Origin of the sequence: Paenibacillus periandrae (assembly GCF_022458865.1) — a bacterium.
GTDB classification, from domain to species: Bacteria; Bacillota; Bacilli; order Paenibacillales; family NBRC-103111; genus Paenibacillus_S; species Paenibacillus_S periandrae.
In genome coordinates this window covers 260,969-283,144 of sequence record NZ_JAJNMU010000002.1, presented here as the reverse complement: position 1 = coordinate 283,144, position 22,176 = coordinate 260,969, and the positions used below count along the sequence as shown (strand labels likewise).

At 46.3% G+C, this 22,176-nt stretch carries 20 protein-coding genes; 13 read left to right on the top strand and 7 right to left on the bottom strand.

Annotated elements, in window-relative coordinates:
• Positions 1-16: 16 nt before the first annotated feature.
• Genes LRL21_RS03850 through LRL21_RS03835 form a run of 4 tightly spaced genes read left to right on the top strand, consistent with a single transcriptional unit; the run spans position 17 to position 4,062 of the window.
• On the top strand, positions 17-796 hold the full coding sequence (locus LRL21_RS03850; RefSeq protein WP_240414436.1) for a creatininase family protein: 780 nt from the start codon (positions 17-19) through the stop codon (positions 794-796).
• Complete coding sequence (argH, locus tag LRL21_RS03845) at positions 783-2,291, top strand: argininosuccinate lyase (RefSeq protein WP_240414435.1); 1,509 nt, start codon at positions 783-785, stop codon at positions 2,289-2,291. Before LRL21_RS03850 ends, argH begins: the two co-directional genes overlap by 14 nt.
• A complete protein-coding gene (locus LRL21_RS03840; RefSeq protein ID WP_240414434.1) occupies positions 2,291-3,286 on the top strand; it encodes an N-acetylglucosamine kinase in 996 nt (331 codons plus the stop codon). The genes argH and LRL21_RS03840 overlap by 1 nt, the downstream gene beginning before the upstream one ends.
• Before the next feature lie 17 nt (positions 3,287-3,303).
• Complete coding sequence (locus LRL21_RS03835) at positions 3,304-4,062, top strand: PIG-L deacetylase family protein (RefSeq protein ID WP_240414433.1); 759 nt, start codon at positions 3,304-3,306, stop codon at positions 4,060-4,062.
• A gap of 127 nt (positions 4,063-4,189) precedes the next feature.
• Here the strand turns inward: LRL21_RS03835 and LRL21_RS03830 are convergent, their stop codons facing one another.
• Positions 4,190-4,369: an H-type small acid-soluble spore protein gene (locus LRL21_RS03830; protein ID WP_240414432.1), complete on the bottom strand. Its 180-nt coding sequence runs from the start codon at positions 4,367-4,369 to the stop codon at positions 4,190-4,192.
• A gap of 136 nt (positions 4,370-4,505) precedes the next feature.
• Entirely contained in the window at positions 4,506-5,291 is a 786-nt protein-coding gene (locus LRL21_RS03825; protein ID WP_420832422.1) for an arylamine N-acetyltransferase family protein, read from the bottom strand.
• A 222-nt stretch (positions 5,292-5,513) separates the two neighbouring features.
• Between LRL21_RS03825 and LRL21_RS03820 the strand changes: the two genes are divergently transcribed.
• The 5 genes from LRL21_RS03820 to LRL21_RS03800 all read left to right on the top strand — a co-directional run bounded on the left by LRL21_RS03820 (position 5,514) and on the right by LRL21_RS03800 (position 10,959).
• Complete coding sequence (locus LRL21_RS03820; protein ID WP_240414431.1) at positions 5,514-6,926, top strand: MATE family efflux transporter; 1,413 nt, start codon at positions 5,514-5,516, stop codon at positions 6,924-6,926.
• Positions 6,927-6,947: 21 nt separating this feature from the next.
• On the top strand, positions 6,948-7,307 hold the full coding sequence (locus LRL21_RS03815; RefSeq protein ID WP_240414430.1) for a cupin domain-containing protein: 360 nt from the start codon (positions 6,948-6,950) through the stop codon (positions 7,305-7,307).
• 68 nt (positions 7,308-7,375) lie between these two features.
• A complete protein-coding gene (locus LRL21_RS03810) occupies positions 7,376-8,338 on the top strand; it encodes a Gfo/Idh/MocA family protein (protein ID WP_240414429.1) in 963 nt (320 codons plus the stop codon).
• 33 nt (positions 8,339-8,371) lie between these two features.
• Complete coding sequence (locus LRL21_RS03805; protein ID WP_240414428.1) at positions 8,372-10,507, top strand: TIM-barrel domain-containing protein; 2,136 nt, start codon at positions 8,372-8,374, stop codon at positions 10,505-10,507.
• A 209-nt stretch (positions 10,508-10,716) separates the two neighbouring features.
• Positions 10,717-10,959, top strand: a complete 243-nt coding sequence (locus LRL21_RS03800; RefSeq protein WP_240414427.1) for a hypothetical protein — start codon at positions 10,717-10,719, stop codon at positions 10,957-10,959.
• Positions 10,960-11,024: 65 nt separating this feature from the next.
• Here the strand turns inward: LRL21_RS03800 and LRL21_RS03795 are convergent, their stop codons facing one another.
• Entirely contained in the window at positions 11,025-11,855 is an 831-nt protein-coding gene (locus tag LRL21_RS03795; protein ID WP_240414649.1) for a deoxyribonuclease IV, read from the bottom strand.
• Positions 11,856-11,868: 13 nt separating this feature from the next.
• Complete coding sequence (locus tag LRL21_RS03790; protein WP_240414648.1) at positions 11,869-12,810, bottom strand: ATP-dependent DNA ligase; 942 nt, start codon at positions 12,808-12,810, stop codon at positions 11,869-11,871.
• A 152-nt stretch (positions 12,811-12,962) separates the two neighbouring features.
• Between LRL21_RS03790 and ku the strand changes: the two genes are divergently transcribed.
• The 4 genes from ku to LRL21_RS03770 all read left to right on the top strand — a co-directional run bounded on the left by ku (position 12,963) and on the right by LRL21_RS03770 (position 17,258).
• The gene (gene ku / locus LRL21_RS03785; protein ID WP_240414426.1) at positions 12,963-13,790 is read left to right on the top strand and encodes a non-homologous end joining protein Ku; all 828 of its coding nucleotides are present in this window, start codon (positions 12,963-12,965) and stop codon (positions 13,788-13,790) included.
• Between the two features lie 33 nt (positions 13,791-13,823).
• The gene (gene ligD / locus LRL21_RS03780; RefSeq protein ID WP_240414425.1) at positions 13,824-14,711 is read left to right on the top strand and encodes a non-homologous end-joining DNA ligase; all 888 of its coding nucleotides are present in this window, start codon (positions 13,824-13,826) and stop codon (positions 14,709-14,711) included.
• Between the two features lie 217 nt (positions 14,712-14,928).
• Complete coding sequence (locus LRL21_RS03775) at positions 14,929-16,086, top strand: DGQHR domain-containing protein (protein WP_240414424.1); 1,158 nt, start codon at positions 14,929-14,931, stop codon at positions 16,084-16,086.
• Positions 16,086-17,258: a DNA sulfur modification protein DndB gene (locus LRL21_RS03770; protein ID WP_240414423.1), complete on the top strand. Its 1,173-nt coding sequence runs from the start codon at positions 16,086-16,088 to the stop codon at positions 17,256-17,258. Before LRL21_RS03775 ends, LRL21_RS03770 begins: the two co-directional genes overlap by 1 nt.
• A 291-nt stretch (positions 17,259-17,549) precedes the next feature.
• Here LRL21_RS03770 and LRL21_RS03765 read toward each other — a convergent pair whose 3' ends face one another.
• The 3 genes from LRL21_RS03765 to LRL21_RS03755 are packed head-to-tail and all read right to left on the bottom strand — an operon-like array spanning position 17,550 to position 21,899.
• Positions 17,550-19,580, bottom strand: a complete 2,031-nt coding sequence (locus tag LRL21_RS03765) for a Na+/H+ antiporter (protein WP_240414422.1) — start codon at positions 19,578-19,580, stop codon at positions 17,550-17,552.
• A gap of 38 nt (positions 19,581-19,618) precedes the next feature.
• Entirely contained in the window at positions 19,619-20,650 is a 1,032-nt protein-coding gene (locus LRL21_RS03760) for a formylglycine-generating enzyme family protein (protein WP_240414421.1), read from the bottom strand.
• A gap of 37 nt (positions 20,651-20,687) precedes the next feature.
• Complete coding sequence (locus LRL21_RS03755; RefSeq protein ID WP_240414420.1) at positions 20,688-21,899, bottom strand: ROK family protein; 1,212 nt, start codon at positions 21,897-21,899, stop codon at positions 20,688-20,690.
• Positions 21,900-22,176 lie beyond the last annotated feature (277 nt).

Here is a 22,176-nt window from a genome sequence, read left to right as displayed (position 1 = left end):
GAGGTTTAAGGGGAATATGAATGTAATAAACGTTCACGGGCGAGAGATCAGTCGGGTAATGGAAGAGGTACAATTTGCGGTGGTTCCGTTAGGATCTGTGGAATATCATGGTCCACACTCTCCACTCGGAACCGATATTATTTTGGCAAAGGGCTTTGGTGAGCGGATTGATCCTGCTCTGAGGCCATTGGTCTATCCGACGATCCCCTTCACTGCTTGTCCCGGGAAAACCCAACACTATTCGGGTACGGTATCTGTTCGTCCATCTGTCTTCATAGACTATTTATCAGACATCGTAGAAGGAATTTGTCAGTTGGGCATACGCAATATCGTTTTGTTAAATGCTCATGATGCCAATATGGGACCTTCCCGAACGGTTGCAGAGTCAGTTACAGGTAAATACAGAGATGCAAGCTTTCTCTTAATCAACTGGTGGCAGATGGCAACTATTCAATTTACGGAGCAAATGGGTATTTTTCAAGGAACCGCGGGGAGAGGACACGGTGGTCCTTACGAAATGTCTGCCGTCAAAGCCTTTTGTCCTGAATTGGTTTCCGTACAGGAATCGGATTTGGAATTAGATTCATGCCCTCCTTTATCTTCCTTGCCTTATGTATTAGTAGAAGGAACGCCGCAAGGCTGGGATGGCTATACAGGGAGAATCCAGCAAACATCCCTGGAAGCAGGCCAATTGATTGTGGATGAAGCAGCCAAAAATATGAATAAGCTTATCAAAAAATGGTTGGAAATGAGAAATGGAACAAATGGAGAGGATGAGCAGCATGGGATATCGTGAAGAAATAATGAAAACGGAAGGAACCTCCTTTCCAGGGAAGACTTATACAGAAGTCGTGTTGGAGCCAGCATATAACGAGGCCAAGGAGCATTTATTAGGCCCCATGATGGCAATCAATAAAGCACATTTAATTATGCTCCAGGAGCAAGGATTGATTACGGAAGACGATGCGAAGCAAATAGCCAAAGCCATTCGTGAGATTGATTTGGAGGCTCTGCGCACTTCCAGCTATACGGGCGAATTCGAGGATCTATTCTTCCAGGTAGAGGATCAGCTGCTGCAGCTGGCAGGTGATGTTGCTGGTAATCTGCATCTTGCCAAAAGTCGCAATGATATGGGCATCTCCATTTACCGGATGGTGCTGAGAGAGAAATTACTGATCACTCTTTCCTCTGCTCTTCATTTAAAGGAACATCTGCTTTTGTTTGCTCAGGATCATGTGGAAACGATCATGATTGGTTATACCCATACACAGCAAGCACAGCCTACGACACTCGCTCATTACATCATGGCGGTAGTTGATTCATTGAATCGAGACATTCGCCGTATGATGGCGGCCTATGCCAATTGTAATCGGAGCAGCATGGGAGCAGCAGCATTGACCACATCCGGTTTTGCCGTTAGCCGGGACAAGATGATGGAATTATTGGCCTTTGATGAGCTTATCGAAAACTCGTATGATGCGATTAGCGGAGCTGATTATTTAGGAGAAGTCGCAACGACCATTCAATTGGCGGCGATCAATTTGGGGCGGGTCGTACAGGATCTTTTATTATGGTGCACCCAAGAGTTTGCTGTGTTAAAGGTAGCGGCTCCTTATGTCCAAATCAGCTCGATCATGCCGCAAAAACGGAACCCAGTTTCATTGGAACATATGCGTGCTTTATTATCCAGCTGCGTGGGAAATACGAACACGGTCTTGACGATGATTCATAATACACCATTCGGTGATATTGTAGATACAGAAGACGATATGCAGCCTTACACATGGAAAAGTATGGATATTATGGATAAAATGTACCGTTTATTAGCGGCTGTGATCGGAACGATGGAAGTAAACAAAGAGGTACTTCTCAAGCGTACACAAAAAAGCTTTGCAACTGTCACCGAGCTGGCTGACACCTTGGTCAGAACGGATGGTTTATCTTTTAGAAAAGCTCATCATATTGTCAGTGGCGTTGTGAAAAAGGCACTATCTGACGGGCTGGCAGCTAATGAGATTACATTGCCTTTGGTTAACGAAATCGCTCAGCAGGTGATCGGGCGCGATGTGTCATTACAAGTGGATACATTACGCAAGGCGTTGGACCCTATCCATTTTGTGGAAATTCGTTCTTTACCGGGTGGCCCAAGTCCAAAGGAAATGAAGCGAATGATTGAAGAGCGGAAAACCCGGCAATTGTCCCATCTTCAATGGCTGCATGAAACGAAGGGGAACAATGAGCGTGCCCTTCAACATCTGGACCAAGTGATTCATGGGTGGAGTGAAGCCTGATGGGGAAATTGACAATTCCTCTCCTTGCCATTGATGGGGGAGGAACAAAGTGTCTTGTCGTATTCATGGATGCAATGGGCAATACGTTGGGACAGGGAAAGGCTGGCTCTTGTAATTATCAAGGGATCGGCAGGGACGCTGTCGTGCTGGAATTAATCAGCGGCATACAGGAAGCAATAGTGGATTTAAGAAAAGGTGCTGAAGCTTCCGTGAGTGACACGGAAATCGAAATCGAATGTGCAGTGTTTGGATTGGCAGGGCTGGATACAGCTTATGACAGGCAGATTATTATGGGCTTGGTGCAAGAAGTTCTGGAGCACCTGCATATTCAGGTTAAGCATTTAGTCGTAGAAAATGATGGATTTGCGGCATTGCTAGGGGCGACAGCAGGACAACCCGGAATCCTTGTCATCGCTGGCACCGGATCGATTGTATTCGGTATTAATGAACGCGGTGAAACCTCGAGAGCCGGCGGATGGGGTCATCGGGTTGGAGATGAAGGCAGCGGCTATTGGATAGGTAAACAAGCGGTAAAGGCTATTCTTAAAGCACATGACGGAAGAGGGGAGGCGACAAGGCTTGGAGAATGGATCTTCCCTCATTTGGGCATGAGTGATGCAGAGGACTTATTTAACTGGGTGTACAGCTCAGATTATTCAGTAGAAAAATTAGGTGAGCTGTCCCGTTTGGTTAGCCTGGCTTCGTCCTCGGGTGATCGGGAAGCTGTGAATATTTTGACTGATGCCGGTCATGAATTATTTCTCGGTGTCCGTGCAGTCATTAAGCAATTGCAATTAACGGAAAAACCGTTTACGATGATCTTACAGGGTGGCGTCTTGCAAAACGAAAACCTGGTTGGCGATATTTTAATCCACAAGCTTAAAGAATTTGCTCCGTTGGCTCAGCTGGATACGGCAAAGAAAGACCCTATTTACGGTGTTATGGCGATGGGATTATCTTATCTGAAGTCCACATTCCATCAATCAGAAACATAGGCTAGGAGCTGAAGGAATTGAACAACCATTCGCAACAAAAATTGCTGTTTATATTTCCTCATCCAGATGATGAATCTTTTGCGGCTGGGGGAACTATAGCCAAGCTTCATCACCTTGGACATGAGGTTATCTTGCTATGCGCCACGTCGGGATGTAAGGGCAAATCAGGAGAGTTCCAATTTGCTTCTCGAGAGCAGTTGGCCCTGCACCGTGAAGAAGAATTGCGAAAGGCTTGCTCGATTCTGGGAGTTGCCCAATTAATTTTATATCGTTATCCCGATGGAAGTTTAATCGAACAGGATATGGATCAGTTGGTTGATCGAATCCGCACAACGATCATAGAGCTCGAGCCCGACGTCATCGTGACGTTCCCGCCAGATGGGGTTACTGGTCATGCAGATCACATTACGATTTCACTGGCAACGGAGAAAGCCGTCATTTTAGCAGAACAGCAGTATCCTGCTTCCAAGCTTCCGAGACTTTTGTATACTTCGATTCCGCATTATTATGATCATTGTCAGGACTCGGGACCGTCAAATAAGTGCCTCATCACGAGTAAAGTCGATATTAGCGACTATCGCATCCACAAGGGTCAGGCTTTGCAAGCTCACAAGAGTCAGGTGTATTCGGTAAATCGTGCTTATCCCGGTGTTATGGAGTCTGACTACACAGTTATCGGTAACTATGAATATTACACATTGGTTCGCGACAATGGGCAAGCTATAGATCCGCCAGTAAAGTCTGTAAATGAACTGCCAACGATTGATTTAGTATAAAGCAAATTACTGATCCTATAAGCCTTCTTATGCTCCATTTCTTTAATTAGGAATGAGCCTGAGAGGTCTTTTTGGCTTTAACCTAAAAAAGTCGCCCCCGTAGCGGAGACGACTTTTTTGCGTGTTTTTATTGTTCAATTAAATTGTGCAGGGGGACCGTACATTCCTTCTCAGGCTCGTCAAGCGTATAGATTCTAGCCATTTCCGTCTGTTCATCAACGTTTTGAATATAGATCTGATCCCCCTGATAGGTTACGTTAACCATGGTGGGTGAAGCGATGATTTCTTGTGCTCTTTGAATGTTCATGTAATAGCCTCCACATTTTTGAGTGACAACATTATAGTATGGCACCAAAATCTAAAGCTATTCTAAGAGCAGCTGCTGGATGGGGATTTTTTGGACTTTGACCATCTCAAGCACGCCAGAAAGTCCTTCAACCTTGCTATGTGATTACAATTCCAAAGTAGGTTTGCAATGCCTTGGCATACTCTTCTTGTGTTTGTGGTATGTATATTTGAACACCGTCTTCAGAAAAACTGCGAAATTCTGATCCTGCTAGTGTATGACGGCCAGCTGCTGTACGCATGGCGGCTTTTGCTTCCTTGGTGAAGGGAGAATCCGGGGCGTTCTCGCACCAATAAGATGCCATCAGGTAATCCTTGGGTAGCTGGGGTTCTTCAGTGAACGTATAGATCCGTCTCCATTGATCGCCTTTTTGTTCGCACAGCACCCAGCCATAATACGCATCACGTTGCAGCTGATAACACTCATCACCTTGCTGATGCTCCAAATTTTCTATCATCTGGATCGGTCGGCACGGAACGGCTCCACCTACTCCAACATCACATAGATAGCGGCTTTCTGCAACCTCTACCTGAAGGACATGGTGTCTGCGTTTGGGCGGCTCATTCGGTTCATCACGCCAGAAACGGGCAAAGTAATCGGTCACGGAATAGCCAAGCTCGCGTAATAGCCATCCAAACAGTGCATTAAGCTCAAAACAGTAGCCGCCGCGATGGCGAACTACGATCTTGTCATACAGATCAGGAATCGCAAGTGAAAGCGGGAGATGGTTCACAATATCCAAATTTTCATAAGGCACCGTATGAAGATGACACTCCTGTAGCTGGGATAGCATAGTCAGACTTGTATCCATCGGGCCGTTGTACCCAATTCGATCTAGATAAGCCAATACCTCAGATGATAGAGCATTAGATTGTTTGTGCACCTCTATCGACTCCTTCTATAGTGGATGGAAGATTACAGCGGATTTTGCATATATAGTAACATGCCGCCAGATGATATACTAGGTATGAAATACTTCGTAGCATAGATTCATAGAGAGATGATAAAAAAACACAACCCCGTTAAAGTTTTGCCATCCCGGATCGTGAAACTATTCTTTATAATAGGCATACGAGGCTAGCTTTGTAGGTAAGGGGTGCCAGACATGATTTCGGGAAAGAAGCTTGAAGGCGGCGCTGAACCATCACTGAAGCCTCTAAATGACTTTGTGCTGATCGATCCGCACAATAAGAAAGCCATTCGTCAAATGATTATCGGGCTGGCAGGGCCTTCCTTGGCGGAGATGCTGCTGCTCAATGTCACACAAATGCTGCTAATGATTCTGGTCGGACGTTTGGGAGCTGCTGCCGTGGCGACAGTGGGTCTGACAAGCCAACCGTATATGTTGATGATGGTTCTGTTTGCGGCCTTAAATACAGGCACAACCGTAATCGTGGCCCGTTCCTCAGGTGCGGGAAATAGGGAGGAAGCCAACCGCGCGGCGGGACAATCCCTGCTGTTCGGCTCGATATTGTCTGTAATCGTGGTTTCATTTACCTTTCTTTATTCGGATGTGCTGCTGCGTGTCATGGGAGCTAATGAAGAAGTGATTCAATACGGATTGCCTTATGCAAGGATAATTTTTCTTTCTATAGGCTTTTCTTCCATTTCTTCAACGCTTTCTGCCATTTTACGCGGGGCAGGGGATACGCAAACCCCGATGAAGATTAATGTGTTTTCGGGCGTTTTGTCCATTGCTCTGACATTTGTGCTTATTTATGGCCAGCTTGGTTTTCCGGAAATGGGGGTAACTGGAGCGGCGATCGCTACTCTATTTGCCCAGGCATTAACCCTGATCTGCTTGGTCGTGGTCATGATTAGCGGAAGATTTGCAGTACAAATTAGATGGGGGGATGTCAAGCGGGTTCATAAAAGCGTCATGGCTCGTATGCTGAAGATCGGTATCCCGTCTAGTATCGAGCAATTAATCATGCGTCTTGGGATCATGACAGTCGTTAAGATCTGTGCAGGTTTGGGAACGGTTTCACTGGCTGCCAACCAGCTTGTGACAAGTATAATCGGGATGTCGTTTATGCCTGGATTTGCTTTTGCCATCGCTGCCTCTACGCTAGTCGGTCAGACCCTGGGTGTACGAAAAATCGAGCTTGCCGAAATGTATGTATGGCAAATTCGAAAATACGGTATGTGGGTTGGTGGAGTGATGGGTGCTTCCTTTGTACTATTGGCTCCGAATATTCTGAGCTTATATACCGGCGATCAAGCGATCATCCTTGAGGGTACCTGGGCACTGAGAATCGTGGGCCTTATCCAAATCTCACAAATATCCCAATTCATTCTGGGTGGTGCGCTTAGAGGAGCGGGCGATACGCGGTTTCCTCTGATCTCTACTTTAATAGGAGTATGGGGCGTGAGGGTTGTACTTAGTTACTTATTGGTTTACGGCTTTGGATGGGGAATCATCGGTTTATATATAGCGATAGCTATTGATCAATTTGTACGCTCCATGCTCATTTACTGGAGGTTTCAACGAGGCGCTTGGAAAAAGATCAAGATTTAATACATATGGGAGGAATAACAAATGAAAAAGCTGCGTATAAGCGATTTACGGGATATCGGGAGCGGCCACATTTTGCAGGATGTTATGCCGGGGGCGTATTTGTCTTCAGGGGGTCTTGCTTTCTCAGCGAGAGGAGAACGAAGTCATACTCATGACGGTCCGGATGGTAGGGATTATCATGTACACGGGGATTGTGAAGCCTTTGTTATTATGCAAGGAAGCGGAATGATGGAGCTCAATGGCAACCTCATTCCTGTTACCACCGGGGATATCGTGATTGTAGAGCCCGGTGAAGATCACCATCTGATTTCAAGTGAGGACGATCCTATTGTAACCGTATGGTGCCATGCCGGTCCGAATCATCACAAAAATCAGCAATAAAGGTAAGCGGAGGCATGCACTCAAAAGCTTCCGGTTTCGGTATCAGACATAGGAGGTATTGGGAAACGATGAGAGCAATATTGGTTGGTTTGGGAGCTGCAGGCTTCGGTTGGTATAAGCGGCTTAGAGATCAAGGATTATTGGCTGCGGTCGTTGAGGTTGATCCAGCGATGAAAGAGAAGATGAACGATGATCCGTTTCCTTTTTACGCTTCCTTGGAGGAAGCTCTTCTTAACGAACAGGTGGATTTTCTGGTTAATGTGACCTCGCCGATGATCCACACGCGAGTGAATAACGCAGCCTTTGACCGAAAGCTTGCTGTTTTGTGCGAGAAACCGATTTCTTTTGATTTTGAAGAATCGATTGAAATTGTATCTCGTGCAGCGAGGGAACACATTCCGTTCATGATTGCAGAAAATTACCGCAGGCTCCCTTTTATACGCAAAATGAAGCAGCTTCTTGATAATGGTGCTATTGGAAGCATTTCCACTCTGGATGTGCAGTTCCATCGGTTTCATCAAGTGGAGCGCAAATATACGGTGAGTGTTCTGGATGATATCGGTGTTCACCATTTTGATATGCTTCGGTATTTTAGCGGAAGAGAAGGTGTCTCGGTGCAAGCCAGACTGTACAACCCGATAGGCGGCTGGAAAGAGGAAGGCGCTGTCCTCAATACCTATGCCTTACTCGAACTCGAGGGTGGCTTGATAGCGACTTATAACGCCTCAATAGCTGCGAGAGGTACAGAAACCTCATGGTGGGGCAATTGGCGGATTGAGGGAACCGAAGGTGCCCTGGAATTAACCAACAAGGAAATCAGGATTATCAAGGACGGTAAGAGCACAATCGTTGATGACTTGAGCGGTATTGACGAAACCGATACATTGGCTGAGTTTATCGCATCGCTGCAGCAGGGGCGTGAAGCCGAAACGAGCGGCATGGATTACTTGAAAACCCAGGCTCTTGTTCACTACGCGAAGCTGTCCAGTGAGACCGGCACGACGACTGCCATTAAGGTTCCAACAATATAAAAGCACCTATTATTGAGAAGACGGGGGATTCATATGAACATGCAAGCATGGGAAGAAGCGGCACCAGGTGTATGGCGCTTCACGATTGGAGATCCGCAAGCGATCACACCACTTACCTGGATGGGAGTTTCACCTAGAACGGATGCATTGAGCCAGAAGCCGGCGGTCCAACCGCCATTTGCCTGGGAAAGCATTCAGCTTGAGGAAGCGAGAAGCGGACATATTCTGTCTTTTCCACTTAACCAAACGGAGAAGCTGTATGGTACGGGGCTTCAATTATTAAGAATGAATCTGCGGGGACGAACACGTTATTTGCGCGTTAACAGTGATCCCAAGCAGGATACAGGCGAAACGCATGCTCCCGTGCCTTTTTACGTGAGCGATCTGGGCTACGGTGTGTGGGTGGATACATCGCGGATCGTAACGATCCATTGCGGCTCTACTTTGAAGCAGGAGGATACAGACCGTTCAGAGATCCGCAACCGCAACACGGATAAGGGCTGGAAAGCTACACCGATTGCTTCACGGGTAGAGATTCAAATTCCAGCTGAAGGTGCTGATGTGTATGTGTTTGGCGGTCCGACTCTCTCCGATGTTGTATCCAGATACAACTTATACTGTGGTGGCGGTGTGCTTCCGCCCAAGTGGGGTCTTGGCTTCTGGCACCGTGTCCCAACGTTGTTTAACGAAAAAGAGGTATTGGAGGAGGCGCGACAGTTTCGCGAGCATGATATTCCCTGCGATGTGATAGGGCTTGAACCTGGTTGGCATAGCCACAGCTATCCGGTAACTTATGAATGGGAGAAATCAAGGTTTCCCGAGCCGGAGCGATTTGTCCAACAGCTTGAGCATAACGGCTTTCATGTGAACCTGTGGGAGCACCCTTTTGTATCGCCGGAAACCGAGCTCTATTCGAAGCTGCAGCCGCTTTCAGGCAGTCATACGGTTTGGGGTGGGCTTGCACCGGACTACTCCTTGCCTGAAGCACAGCAGCTGTATAAAACTCAACACGATGAGCAGCATGTTCAGATCGGTGTATCCGGTTATAAGCTGGATGAATGTGATGGCAGCGAACTGACGAACAATTCCTGGATGTTCCCTGGACACGCCAAGTTTCCTTCCGGTATGGATGGTGAACAGATGAGGCAAATATACGGCCTGATGTTTCAAAAAATGACTTACGATCTGTACCATAGCCGTAATCAGAGAACGTATGGACTTGTCAGAGCTTCCAATGGGGCAGCTTCATCGATGCCTTATGTGCTCTATTCGGACCTGTATGACCATAAGCAGTTTATCCGCGCGGTTTGTAATTCCTCTTTCAGCGGGCTGCTGTGGACACCGGAGGTGCGTAGAGCCCGTAATGCGGAGGACTGGGTTAGGCGGATGCAAACGGTATGCTTCTCATCTCTTGCGATGCTTAATGCCTGGGGCGATGGCACGAAGCCTTGGTCCTACCCGGAAGTGGAAGGAATTATTCGCCATTATATCAAGCTGCGGATGAAACTGCTGCCTTATCTGTATTCCAATTTTGCCCTTTACCGTGAGCAGGGGATACCGCCTTTCCGAGCGATGCCATTTGCCATATCTGCTGCTGAGATTGCACAAGCAGAAGCTGGCGGACCTGATGCCGAGCCATCTATCCTGAATACAACTGATGGTGCTTACGGCAAGAAAAAAGCCAGAGAGTGGGATGACCAGTTTATGGTTGGTGATGCCCTGCTGGTAGCTCCACTCGTCGAAGGAGAATGGGAGCGGGATGTTCTTCTTCCGTCTGGAATCTGGTATGGACTGGAGACAGGTGAACGTTATACGGGAGGACGAGTTATCCGGATTCATGCAAGCTTGGAGCAAATTCCGGTATTTGTCAAAAGCGGATCGGTCATACCGATGATGCCGGACCTGCCGCATGTTCCGCACGCAGGAACTCGGGTTGCGCTGGAGCTCGTGCATTTTGGCAGTGAGCCTGGTGAAGGTCTGCTGTACGATGATGACGGTGAAACCTTCAATTACGAAAAAGGCGAGTGCGGATGGTGGAAAGCGACCGTAACTCAAAACGCGAACGGTGAATTTAACGGAAAACTGACAGGGCCAGATGGGGAGCTGCCATCCTATGACTCTATCAATTGGCGTTTCGCACAAACTCGTTTGGAAGCATCAGGGAAATAAGGCTAGTAGAAGCTCACCACGATTATGAGGCTATCCCCAAACCATGATACTATGGCTGAGGGATAGCCTTTATTTTTAAAATTATTGTGATGGACAACTGTCACGGTGATTTTTTTCATCTATAGGCAATGGCCGTGCTGCTTTTGGATGAAACCCCATAGACTGGTTGGGTAAACTAAACAACAATAATTCGAGGAGTGGTTATCGAAATGTCTTTTACTCATGATCCAATGCCTATGTATACACATGATCACGCTGCCTATCACAAGCAAATGTATGATTGGCATATGAAGATGCATCATTACCACGACCAATTAAAAGCCCACCATTTGGAAAGAGCAAAGCATTTCCATGGACTCATGGCAGGCACAACACATCATGGGCATACCGGACACACTGGACACACTGAACATTATGGAAATTCCCGTCAGACCAACGTAATCACAAAATGATTTAGACTGATGCTGCGTCTCATCAAATTCCATGTAAGCCCTCTTCAATCTGAGGGCTTTTTCGATTAGCTTAGATTCAGAAGTGACTGCACATAAGAAATCTCCAATTGATGAGAGCCATTTTGTGTCGGCGTTTCCAATACGAATGGCAGACCTTGCAGGACAGAAGCATGCAAGAGCTGTTTGGTCGGTGCTTCGCCGATGTGCCCCTTACCGATATTGCTGTGCCGATCACGCCTTAAACCGGAAGCATACATCGAATCATTTAAGTGAACAGCCTTTAAATGATCAAAATATTCAAGCTCTGCTCCTTTCCGCGCTACATCATTCCAGTTATCTCCAGTCCACAAACCGCTCGCAAATGCATGACAGGTGTCCAGGCAAAAGCCGATTTTATCGGGATACTCCGACAGATTCCTGATCTGCACCAGCTCCTCCAGGGTTGTACCCATTCGCGTGCCTTCTCCGGCTTGGTTTTCCAACAAAATGCAAGCCTTGCCATGCCAGTGCCGCAGTGTCCTGTTGAGCAAAGATATAATATTTTTATAGCCTTGCAAGGGGTCTGCTCCGCGGTATTTTCCAAAATGCACGACCAAGCCTATCGAACCGCAGCTATTGGTAATGTCCAACCCGTTAAGAATCGCCTTGAGCATCACTTCGCTCATATCCTCTTCAACAGCCAGATTTAATGGATAAGGAGCATGTCCAATAGAAAGCAAGCCATTCTCATGGCAGAACCTCGCACATGCCTCGGCATCGTGTAGATTAAACGATTTGATGGCAAGATTTCTTGGGTTTTTGGGGAAATATTGAAAGGAGGACGCTCCGATTTGAGACGCCATTTTGGCTGCTTGCAAATATCCTCCCCGTATACTGACATGACAGCCAACATAGATCATGTTAATCTCCTCATTCCGATTCAAACGTACATTCCTCAGGTGGTACAGTAACAAAGGATTGGATGCTCGGTTGCCTTAAAATGAAATGAGGGGTCCAATCCATAAATTGAATTTTTACAGTAATAACAGGCTGGATCCAAATCGCCTCTCGACTCCGTTCAGGCTTATTGATAAAAGGACGCTCCGTCTGGATAAGCGGTTGAATCAAATCCGTAAATTGAAGCCATTCGTTGTTGGACAGCCTGCCAGCCCCTGCATGCCCGATATAGACAAGCTTTTGCTCATTGTACAATCCAAGCAGCAAGGAGTTCACGACTCCAGAGCGCAAGGTGACTCCACCTACGACAGCAATTACATCCTTGTAGTTCTTTTTCTTCTGCCATCGCTGATCCTTGCCATCCAGGGTGTAGGTGCTGTTAAGGTCCTTGCATACAATTCCTTCAAGTCCATGAACTTTGACAACCTCAAACAATCGTTCTGGATCTGAATGATTTTGTACCAGCTGAATGAGGTCATTTTGTACAATTAGGTTCGATAAAATTTGCTGCCGCTCCTGTAAAGCTTTGGCGGTAACCCATTCACCATTAAAAAAAATAATATCAAATATCATATAGACGACGGGAACCTGATTTTGTATGTATTCGATACGGTTTGCTTTACGTGTTTGATCTCTTTTCATAATTTCGTGGAACGACGGTTTATTGTGATCAAATGCAATAATTTCCCCATCCAGAATGATTGATTGTGCATCGCAGTAGGATGAAATCGTCAACAGCTCGGGATATTGTGGGGTGCGATCGTTCAGCTTGCGATTGAAGAGCTTTACGTCCTGCCCATTAAAATAGGTGAGCATACGAACCCCGTCCCATTTGATTTGTGCAATCCATGACTCGCCCTGAGGAATCTTGTCAGTCGATATCGGTTCAAACGGAATAACGGGTGTCATGATCATCATAATCCTCCGAACGGATTTAAAATGCCTTACATTATTAATTATCTCCGAGATGAAGCCGTTTCATTAACGAATCTTGTTTTCGTTATGGAGTTCATACTTAAAGTGAAAGAAAGGCATACTAAGGGCAATTAGATTTAGGAGGGACCACCATGCAGACGTTATGGAAAGGCTCGATCAGCTTTGGGCTCGTTAATGTGCCTGTGAAGATGTTTACCGCTACGGAGGATAAATCGATTTCCATGCGTTATATCCATAAGACATGCTCCACACCGCTTTCTTATGTGCGTAAATGCCCGACATGTGATATAGAGGTGGAATGGGAAGAAATTGCCCGTGGTTATGAGTACGAATCGGGACGGTTTGTGTTGTTTGATAAAGATGAACTGGACAGTCTGAATGGCGAAGTGAATAAGGAAATCAAAATTCTGGATTTTGTCGCGCTTGATGAGATCGACCCGATTTATTTTCAAAAAACCTATTATTTGTCCCCTGGTGACACAGGTGCTAATGCGTACAATCTGCTGCTGGAATCGCTTCGACAAACAGGGAAAATCGCGATTGCCAAGGTTTCCATCCGCTCCAAAAGCAGCTTGTCCTGCATACGCGTTATTGACCGTTGTTTAGTTATGGAAACTATTTACTACCCTGATGAGATTCGCTCCATCGCGCAGATTCCTAATTTGCCTGAACAAATTCAAGTGAATGATAAAGAGTTAACGATGGCCAAGATGCTGATTGAACAGCTGACCTCTCCTTTTGAGCCTGAAAAGTATAAAGATGACTACCGAGCCGCCTTGTTGGATGCAATCCAGCACAAAATCGCTGGCGAAGAGGTGAAGATTGCGCCGGAGCAGCCACGTACCAATGTCATTGATCTGATGTCCGCTCTGCAAGCCAGTCTGGAAGCGGTCAAGACGTCTGATGACGAGGGGAAAACAGATAAGAAGCCAAAAAAGAAAGTTAAAGTGCTATCATGATTTTCAGCAGTATATGTGGAAGAGGGGTTTGAAGTGGGAGCATCCATTAAAGGTACTGTGCTTATAGAAGGGCACGAAATTACGGTCACCAACCCAGAAAAATTATTGTGGCCAAATGCTGGAATCACCAAGCTGGAGTATTTGCAAAAGCTGACCATTCTGGCTCCCTATTTACTTCACTATTGTAAGAACCGTTACCTGACAACCATCCGCTTTCCGAACGGTGTGGATGGTAAATCCTTTTATCAAAAAGCGGTCCCCAAACCGACTCCTTCCTTTGTTCATACAGCGACCCTGCAGGACATTACCTATGTCAATCTGGACTCTTTGCCGACTCTCATTTGGCTCGGCAATTTGGCTTGCCTCGAATTTCATACATCCTTTCACTATACTTCCGATGAATTGCCAGCGGAATGGATTGTGGATCTTGATCCCTCTGTGGAGGTCGAGCCCCGCATCATGCACGCGGCGCTTTTGGTTGGCGAGGCCTTGAGTACGATGGGCATTGAATCCATACCCAAAACCTCAGGGGCAACTGGCATTCAAATCGTAATCCCTATTCAGCACGGACGTTATACCTTTGAACAATTGCGATTGGTTGGGCATTTTTTGGGTAATTATTTAACTAAGAAGTATCCAGACTTATTCACGATAGAGCGACTGAAGAAAAATCGCGGGAATTTAATTTATGTTGATTACCTGCAGCACTGGCAGGGTAAAACCATGTCGGCTCCTTATACACCCAGGGCCCGTTCAGCGGCAACCGTGTCTACACCACTTAAGTGGGAAGAACTGAGAAATCATTGCCGTATCGAGGACTTCACGCTGCACACAATTGAGCAGCGGTTAGCGGAATATGGTGATCTTATCCAGCGAATCGAGCCGCAGTCTCTTGAAGCCGTCCTTGCCATCTTGCATTAATTTAAAGGATTTTTTCATTAATTTGACATCTCAATAATGTGAATAAGCGTCTAAAATAGTCAATTTGGTTAAAATCATAATAAAAACAGGCATAAATGCGGGAATTTTCTATCAAAAGTTGAATGTTTGGTGATTTTTCAGTGTATAATGTACTTATATCAGTGTTTTATAGTAAAATACTTACAAAGATAATGGTTGACTATAAGGAGGAAAAAGAATGGATACGATTTCATCTCTGTCAGAGCTTTTGGCAGGGCAAAAGACGTCCTCGTATATCGAGATACCCGGTGCCGCATCGAGGACATTTGGTCAGACAACACTAACTACGACATTACCGATGAGCAAGCTGTTTTCCATATACGAAGTAGATTTGGAGGTTCAACGTTCATTAGTTCCCCAAAATTTATCAAAGCTGATTGACTATATCATGCTCTTCCTGGAGCACAAGCAAGGAATTTACTTTCCGGGTATTATTCTTTCTGCTAGAGGTGCTGGAGAATATGATGCCGAAAATAAAGTTTACCGCTTACAAGCAATTGAAAAGCTGTACGTGGTAGATGGGCAGCATCGTTTGGCCGCTTTTCGTCGTTTAATGGAAACCCTCCAAAGCAACATGACTCGTGCAAAGGATCGCCGCGAATATGACCGAATGGAGGAAATATCCGAGAAGCTGAGCAAGCTGTATTCGTTCCCGATGTCTACGATGATTTATCTCGATATTAATGCACGTCAGGAACGCCAGCTTTTCTCTGATATTAACAAGCTTCCACGTAAAATCGGCGGTAATCTGGCAGTACTGAGAGAGCAGCGTAGATTCTATCACGTTCTGGCTACTCAAATTGCCGAGCAGGATCCTGCGATGAAACAGATTTCGGTAGATATGTTTACTGAACGCGGCAAAGGACCTGAGTTTTTGTTCTCTTATCATTTGCTTGTTGAAATTTTGGTAGGTTTATTTGAGGGTCGTTTGAAATCAGCAGCACGTAACAACGGATATTACTTCCAACCGAAGGACATTGAGGAATTGCAGAAGCTGGCTTCCTATTATTTTGATGCATTGCTTCGTTATTTGCCGGATCCTGAAAAGGGTGAGCTGTGTTGGACGGAAAATATGCAAATCGCGATGGCTATGGTATTCCATGGTGAAGCAACCAAGACGGGAAGCTTTAACCGGTATGCACTGGAGTATGCGATGAAAATATTGCCTCATATTGATTGGAACGCTATTTTTGTGGGCGATGAGAAAGACCGTTTGCCAAGACGTTCACGTATTATGAAGGCTTACCAATACATTAAAGACTTTTATCAGGAGCATCACTTGTTTCTGATCCGCGAGGATGAGCTGTTGGACAAAGCTAAGGAGGATGCAATGTAATGGATGGATTGTGCTTGAATATGACGATTTTCCCGTTCTGTGAGAACTTTGGACTCGCAACGGTTGCAATACAGGTACAAGATATTTTGAACTACACTTCGATTGATCCCATGGTACAGCGGAAGCTGAGCGGGGGACAGCGGAGAAAGATAGCTAATTATTTGCAGGAAAGAGATTTGGACCGTGTGTTTTTTGGTCCAGTAACCTTGTCATTGCGTGAGGTCAGCTCGCTGGCTAAAGCAGATAATGGACTTTACCTGCGTCCTGGCTCCAAACTGAGCATTTTGGATGGACAGCACCGGATTCTTGCCCTTGGATACGTGAATGAGCAAATGATCAAAGAAGTGCGCAGTCACGAAAGAAAGATCACTGCACTTCGTATCAAACAGCGCCGTAATCCGGACAACGAAGAAATTACTTTGGATTTGGAGCAGCAGCAAGGTCTTGTCGAGCAGCTAGAACGTCGTCGTTTGGAATTGCTGGAGAGCGAGCTCGCTGTACAAATCTATATTGGTTTGAGTGAAGAAGAAGAGAAGCAGCTGTTCGGTGACATTAACTCCAAGGTACAGCTCGTAAGTAAAGAATTGGGTCATTCGTTTGACAGTATCGATCCATTAAATCTGGTTATTCAGCAGGTCGTCGATCATAATGTGTTCTTAAAAGGAGCTGGCGTAGAACGCCGTGCGAATTTGACTTCCTATAATAAAAATTTCACTTCGTTCAGCTGGCTGTACTCTACGGCAACGATGCTGTTGACAGGTAAAATGCAGCCTTCCTACGAGTTGGCTCGTAAAATTCGCCAAGATCCGTCCACCTATATCGAGATTTTGCATCAGTTCTTCACCACACTGCTTCCGTTAATGCCGGAGCAACCGGGACTGCCGCAATACAGCTCGTCCAGCCGTGCCATGCAGGAAAGCATCGCCTTGTACGCCAATGGATATTTGTTCCAGGAAGGCAAGTATGTGAAGAACTGGACCACATGTTTGCGCGTATTTGACGGCTTTGATTGGTCACAGGAGAATGAAGAGCTTATCGAGCGCTTTGGTCAATTGGACAATGGCAAGCTGAACCTGATTCATGAAAAATCGCTGCGCAAGCACGCCAAGTTCGTCCAGCTGTTTCAGGAGCTGCACGGGGATGTTAAGGATGACGAGGCTTCGACAGCTTAGTTCGTTATAAATGAATTTATTTCTTTGAGAGTTTATTGGATTTCCAGTTTAGAGTGTAAAAGCAAGCAGCCTGTTACGAATTCATGTAACAGGCTGCTTGCTTTTTTATCCATCTTTAGAGTGTGATGTAGTATGGGCGGAGCGGTCGAGGTGTTCTGCAGAAGCGTAAGCGTTCGCCTTTGTTCCCGGAATTTTACCGCTACATATTTTATTCAATCAAAATCTCTGGGAACAACAGCGATTGGAGGAACATCTCGGCCGCGCAGCTGCACTTCTTCAGCACACTCTCCTTCAATCAATCTCTTCATCGACCAATATGGAAACCTCCAGAAAGCTGACGAACTGTCGCAGCTGCGTAGCGAGACCGCGATTAATATCGCCGTTTTGAAACATGCTTTGGATGTTATTGCGGTTTAACTGAATCGCTTTGAATTGCAGTTCCTTTTTATGCTTTTTAAAATCCTCGTAGGAAGGTGCGGGTTTGAATATACTATTCAATTTTTGCATGTGTTGTCTGTAATTCGAAATAACCTCATGCGCTGCATCTTTATTTTCACTGTTTATATAGTTCTGGATCGCGGTGATAGCTGCTTTTGAAGTCAACAGTTTGGCAGCTTTCAGTATTTCAAATTGCTCGATGGGGAGAGGTTCTGACATTTTCCGGCCTCCGCCAAATAATTTCCAGATCGAACGCTTCAGCATAACCAGAAACAGTCTGAGAATATATTGCAAGCGGCGGGTTACAAGCATTTCTGAACGATTCAGGAGCAGACTCAGTGTATAAGCAGCCTCTTGGTTAAGCGTACCTTCGTCGACCAAACGTTTGACCTCTCGACGCTCCGCATTCAAGGCGATCAACCGAATTTCACGCTCCATTTTGCGGAATTGGATTTGGCTTGCCAGCCCGTCACTGCGAATTTGCTGAATGTGCTTGTTGTAATCGGAGATGAGCGACAAAGCTGCATCTTTATTGTCTTCGTTAATTTCTTCCTTAACGGTATGTATGCTTGCTTCTAACAGTTGGATCTTGGCATCCTGCTCCAAACGCTGCTTATCGCGTTCCTTGCCGGTATCAGGTTTGTCTGAAAGCAGGGGCAGCAGGACGCTTGCAGTTATAAGTGAGATAAGGATAACGCCTGCGGCCAGGAAAATAATCACGTTACGTTCAGGAAAAGCGGTTCCGTCGTTCAGAAACAAGGGAATCGAAAAAGCTCCCGCTAAGGTGATCGTTCCTCTGACACCCGATATGGCTATCAGCAGAGCAGGTCGGAGCTGCGGCTTCCCGATATGCTCTTTTTTGCTGAATGACGATTCTGCTCGCCAAAAGCCATACACCCAAACAAACCGAAGTACGACTAGCGTTAGCGATATTAAAAGAATGTAGACAAGCATCTGGACATTGCTGATGGTTAAGTCCTTGATGACAATTTCGGCCACGTTCGGAATTTGCAGACCAAGAATGAGAAAAACAAGTCCATTTAAAATAAACAGTATCATGCTCCAGGTACTGACCGAAACAATTTTTAATTCCATCAGTGAGGATTCGGAACGATCGCGTTCAATGGCATGGACAATCCCGCCCGCTACAGCCGCAAGAATGCCGGACAAACCTAATTCCTCAGCAGCCAGATAGATCAGGAATGGAGTTAAAATTTGGATCAGCATATGTATGGTAGTATCTTCCATCCCCAGGTGACGAAGAAATACGCGCAGTCGTATAATGAGCAGAGACAGGAGACAGCCGCATAATAGCCCACCGATGGAAATCAGAAAGAAGCTGGCCGTCGCTTCGGGTAGTGAGAACACACCGCTGACTGTGGCTGCTACTGCGAATTTGAACGCTACCAGCCCGGAAGCATCGTTCATTAAGGCTTCACCTTCAAGAAGATGTGTTATTTTTTTGGGCATCCGGATTTTTCCTGATAAAGCACCTACTGCTACGGCATCCGTCGGTGATAAGATGGCTGCCAATGCGAATGCTGCCGATAAAGGGATCTCAGGGAGCAGCCAGTGGATCACGTAGCCGCCAACAAACACGGTTGCAAATACGAGACCGAGGGACAACAATAAAATAGGGGCGCGCAGGTTCCAAAGCTCTTCGCGCGGTATCCGCTTTCCGTCATTAAACAGCAGTGGAGCAACAAATAACACAAAAAACAGCTCGGGATTCAAGGTAAAATGAACACCCCATGGAATAACAGCTGCAAGGGCACCCAGAGCTACCTGGATTAACGGAACAGGGATAAAGGGCACAAAACGATTGAAAATCATCGATACGCCAATTAAAGCAAGAAGCAGCAAAACGATCAGAAAAAGTTCCATACGGCACGAATCCCTCCTACCCTATAGATTACCCTTTTTCACTTAGAGTAAACGGACTGTTCATCAGCAGCACATCGGAAGCCCATATTGCCGCTTGAGCTGTCAGGTGTATTGGAGCTGCGTGCTGCTACGCGGTAACGGTTGCAATACGATTTGTGGCACAAATAGGAGCCGCCTCTCATGACACGATTTGTTCCGTGCTGCGGCCCTGTGGGATTCACCTTCGTGCCAGTCAGGTGCCAAGTAGGACTGAACCAGTCACCACACCATTCCCACACATTGCCGGAAACATTGTAGAGGCCATAACCATTCGGTGGAAAAGCATGCACGGGCGCTGTGCCGGCATACCCGTCGCTGCAGTTATTTTTGTCCGGAAATTTTCCCTGCCAAATATTGCACAGATGTTCACTTCCGGGCTTCAGCAAATCGCCCCATGGATAACGTTTTTGAACCAAACCTCCGCGGGCTGCAAATTCCCACTCTGCTTCAGTAGGCAGTCGCTTGCCAGCCCAACGGCAGTAGGCGACCGCATCGTTCCACGAAATATGGATCACCGGATGATCCAGCCGGTCTTCAACAGAAGAATCGGGACCCTCGGGGTGCGCCCAGTCAGCACCTTCCACATTCCACCACCAAGGTGTCCGCTGTACGACATGCTTAACTTTTGCAGCGGTTTCAGGAGATACGAACAAATGAAATACGAAAGACCAACCAAACTGCTCCGCTTCAGTTCTGTAACCGGTAGAACGAATAAATTCGCCGAATTCTGCGTTAGTAACGGCATAGGGGTCAATGTAAAAGGGCTTAATAGTAACGGCGCGAACAGGGCCTTCTCCATCGTCAGGGAAGCCCTCGCGATCGTCTGTACCCATCATAAACTCGCCGCCAGGCAAATAGACCATGGATTCGAATCCAATGGGCTTGTTATGCTTAGCTACAGAATTGTCCGGTTGAGACTGCGTAGATGAAGCTGAGGGGCTGCTGGGCGAGTCAGATGAATGTGATGCAGTGTTTGTTTCTCCATCGGATCGGCTCGTTGAGCAGCAGGATGGCTTTTGTGGTTCATTCATAAGGTATGTCCTCCTTGGTAGAAAGAAAGTGGCTTCATCAAATTTCTGTCAATTGGTTGATCACGGATATAGCGGCCCCTGTGACGATAGCTTCCTCACCCAGATGGCCTTGGCTAAAAACAACCTGATACGTTGGATAATGATATGTATTTTGAATAGCGACCCGTGTTGCCGTATGAAAAAAGCTTGGATGGCTGCTGACCAGCGATCCACCCAGAATGACCTTTTCGGGATGCAAAATATTGAGCAGATTGGACAAGCCAATCCCAAAGTAAGTCGCTGATTGCGTAAATATTTCCACAGTTAATGGGTCCTGCTCCTGCAGAGCTTGGGCCAAATGAGCGAAGCTGATCGCCTCGGGATCGGATTCAAGCTTACGTAACACGCTTTCCCGGCCTTGCTTTAAACGTGATTGGGCTTGCTGCTCCAAAGCATGGATGGAAGCAAAGGTTTCCAGAGCCCCGTAATTTCCACGTTTACCGAGTCTGGGGCCATCCGTCTGAATAATCATTTGGCCGATAGAGCCTTCCATATCAACGGCGCCGTACACGACTTTACCGTTGGACATCATGGCTGAGCGAATCCCGACACCCAGATGAACATACAGCAGATGCCGATAATCCCGATTTCGGTCTGACCACGATTCCCCGATAATAGCCATATTAGCTCCATTATCCAGCCTGACAGGAAATCCAAGCTGCGCCTGCAAATAGCTGCTGATCTGCACATCCTGCCAGCCTTCAGCCGGAAAATACAGCGTTTCGAGAATGACCCCCGAGAATCGGTCCAGCGGGCCGACTGCCCCAATGCCCATGCCCAGTACAGACGCAGGTTCAATACCATGTTCGCGCAGCATAGCGGAGGCGGTCTTGGCAATCTGCTCCAGCAAATGCTCAGGTGTCATACTTTCATCCATCGTCCAGCTGCTGCTATCCAGCTTATTCATATGCAGGTCGCATAGTATTAATTTGGAGTTCATTCTTGAAATATCAAGACCAAACACATAACCTGCTGTTGGATTGGTTTGATACAGAATCGGCCTGCGGCCCCCGGTGGATTCCCCAAAGCCTGCTTCGAGCAGCCAGCCTTGATCGGTAAGCTCCTCCAATGTCCTGGTTAATGTGCTTCCGGTCATTTGGCTGTGTTCTAATAAATCGATTTTCGAAATCGTATCCTGACGTCGTATCCAATCATAAATTTCCTTATGTTTACGACCGTTAATTCGTTCTTCAATTGCAAGAAGCTGCATGATTATCCCGTCCAATCCCAAGTATCCCAAGCATATTTATAGGCTTATAGTATACAACAAGTTGGAATCTACAACCAAGATATTTAATTACGGTGACCTGACATTTCCCTCGTTAGTATAGCATTCTTTATTTCATTTTAAAATAAAGTATACGAAGAGCGAATTTTTGCTTTGCAGCTTACTTTTTTTCAGTATGTTGTGACTCGCTAATAAAAATTTGGTAAGATTGTATAAGGTCAAGCAGGATGATAAGGATTACCTTCCCATAGAGAGCTTG

Excerpts from the sequence above, each read along its gene's own strand:
- LRL21_RS03850 (WP_240414436.1), top strand. The coding sequence starts at position 17 with ATGAATGTAATAAACGTTCACGGGCGAGAGATCAGTCGGGTAATGGAA.
- argH (WP_240414435.1), top strand. The coding sequence starts at position 783 with ATGGGATATCGTGAAGAAATAATGAAAACGGAAGGAACCTCCTTTCCA.
- LRL21_RS03840 (WP_240414434.1), top strand. The coding sequence starts at position 2,291 with ATGGGGAAATTGACAATTCCTCTCCTTGCCATTGATGGGGGAGGAACA.
- LRL21_RS03830 (WP_240414432.1), bottom strand. The coding sequence starts at position 4,369 with ATGAACATTCAAAGAGCACAAGAAATCATCGCTTCACCCACCATGGTT.
- LRL21_RS03820 (WP_240414431.1), top strand. The coding sequence starts at position 5,514 with ATGATTTCGGGAAAGAAGCTTGAAGGCGGCGCTGAACCATCACTGAAG.
- LRL21_RS03815 (WP_240414430.1), top strand. The coding sequence starts at position 6,948 with ATGAAAAAGCTGCGTATAAGCGATTTACGGGATATCGGGAGCGGCCAC.
- LRL21_RS03810 (WP_240414429.1), top strand. The coding sequence starts at position 7,376 with ATGAGAGCAATATTGGTTGGTTTGGGAGCTGCAGGCTTCGGTTGGTAT.
- LRL21_RS03805 (WP_240414428.1), top strand. The coding sequence starts at position 8,372 with ATGAACATGCAAGCATGGGAAGAAGCGGCACCAGGTGTATGGCGCTTC.
- LRL21_RS03800 (WP_240414427.1), top strand. The coding sequence starts at position 10,717 with ATGTCTTTTACTCATGATCCAATGCCTATGTATACACATGATCACGCT.
- LRL21_RS03790 (WP_240414648.1), bottom strand. The coding sequence starts at position 12,810 with ATGATCATGACACCCGTTATTCCGTTTGAACCGATATCGACTGACAAG.
- ku (WP_240414426.1), top strand. The coding sequence starts at position 12,963 with ATGCAGACGTTATGGAAAGGCTCGATCAGCTTTGGGCTCGTTAATGTG.
- LRL21_RS03775 (WP_240414424.1), top strand. The coding sequence starts at position 14,929 with ATGGATACGATTTCATCTCTGTCAGAGCTTTTGGCAGGGCAAAAGACG.
- LRL21_RS03770 (WP_240414423.1), top strand. The coding sequence starts at position 16,086 with ATGGATGGATTGTGCTTGAATATGACGATTTTCCCGTTCTGTGAGAAC.
- LRL21_RS03765 (WP_240414422.1), bottom strand. The coding sequence starts at position 19,580 with ATGGAACTTTTTCTGATCGTTTTGCTGCTTCTTGCTTTAATTGGCGTA.
- LRL21_RS03760 (WP_240414421.1), bottom strand. The coding sequence starts at position 20,650 with ATGAATGAACCACAAAAGCCATCCTGCTGCTCAACGAGCCGATCCGAT.
- LRL21_RS03755 (WP_240414420.1), bottom strand. The coding sequence starts at position 21,899 with ATGCAGCTTCTTGCAATTGAAGAACGAATTAACGGTCGTAAACATAAG.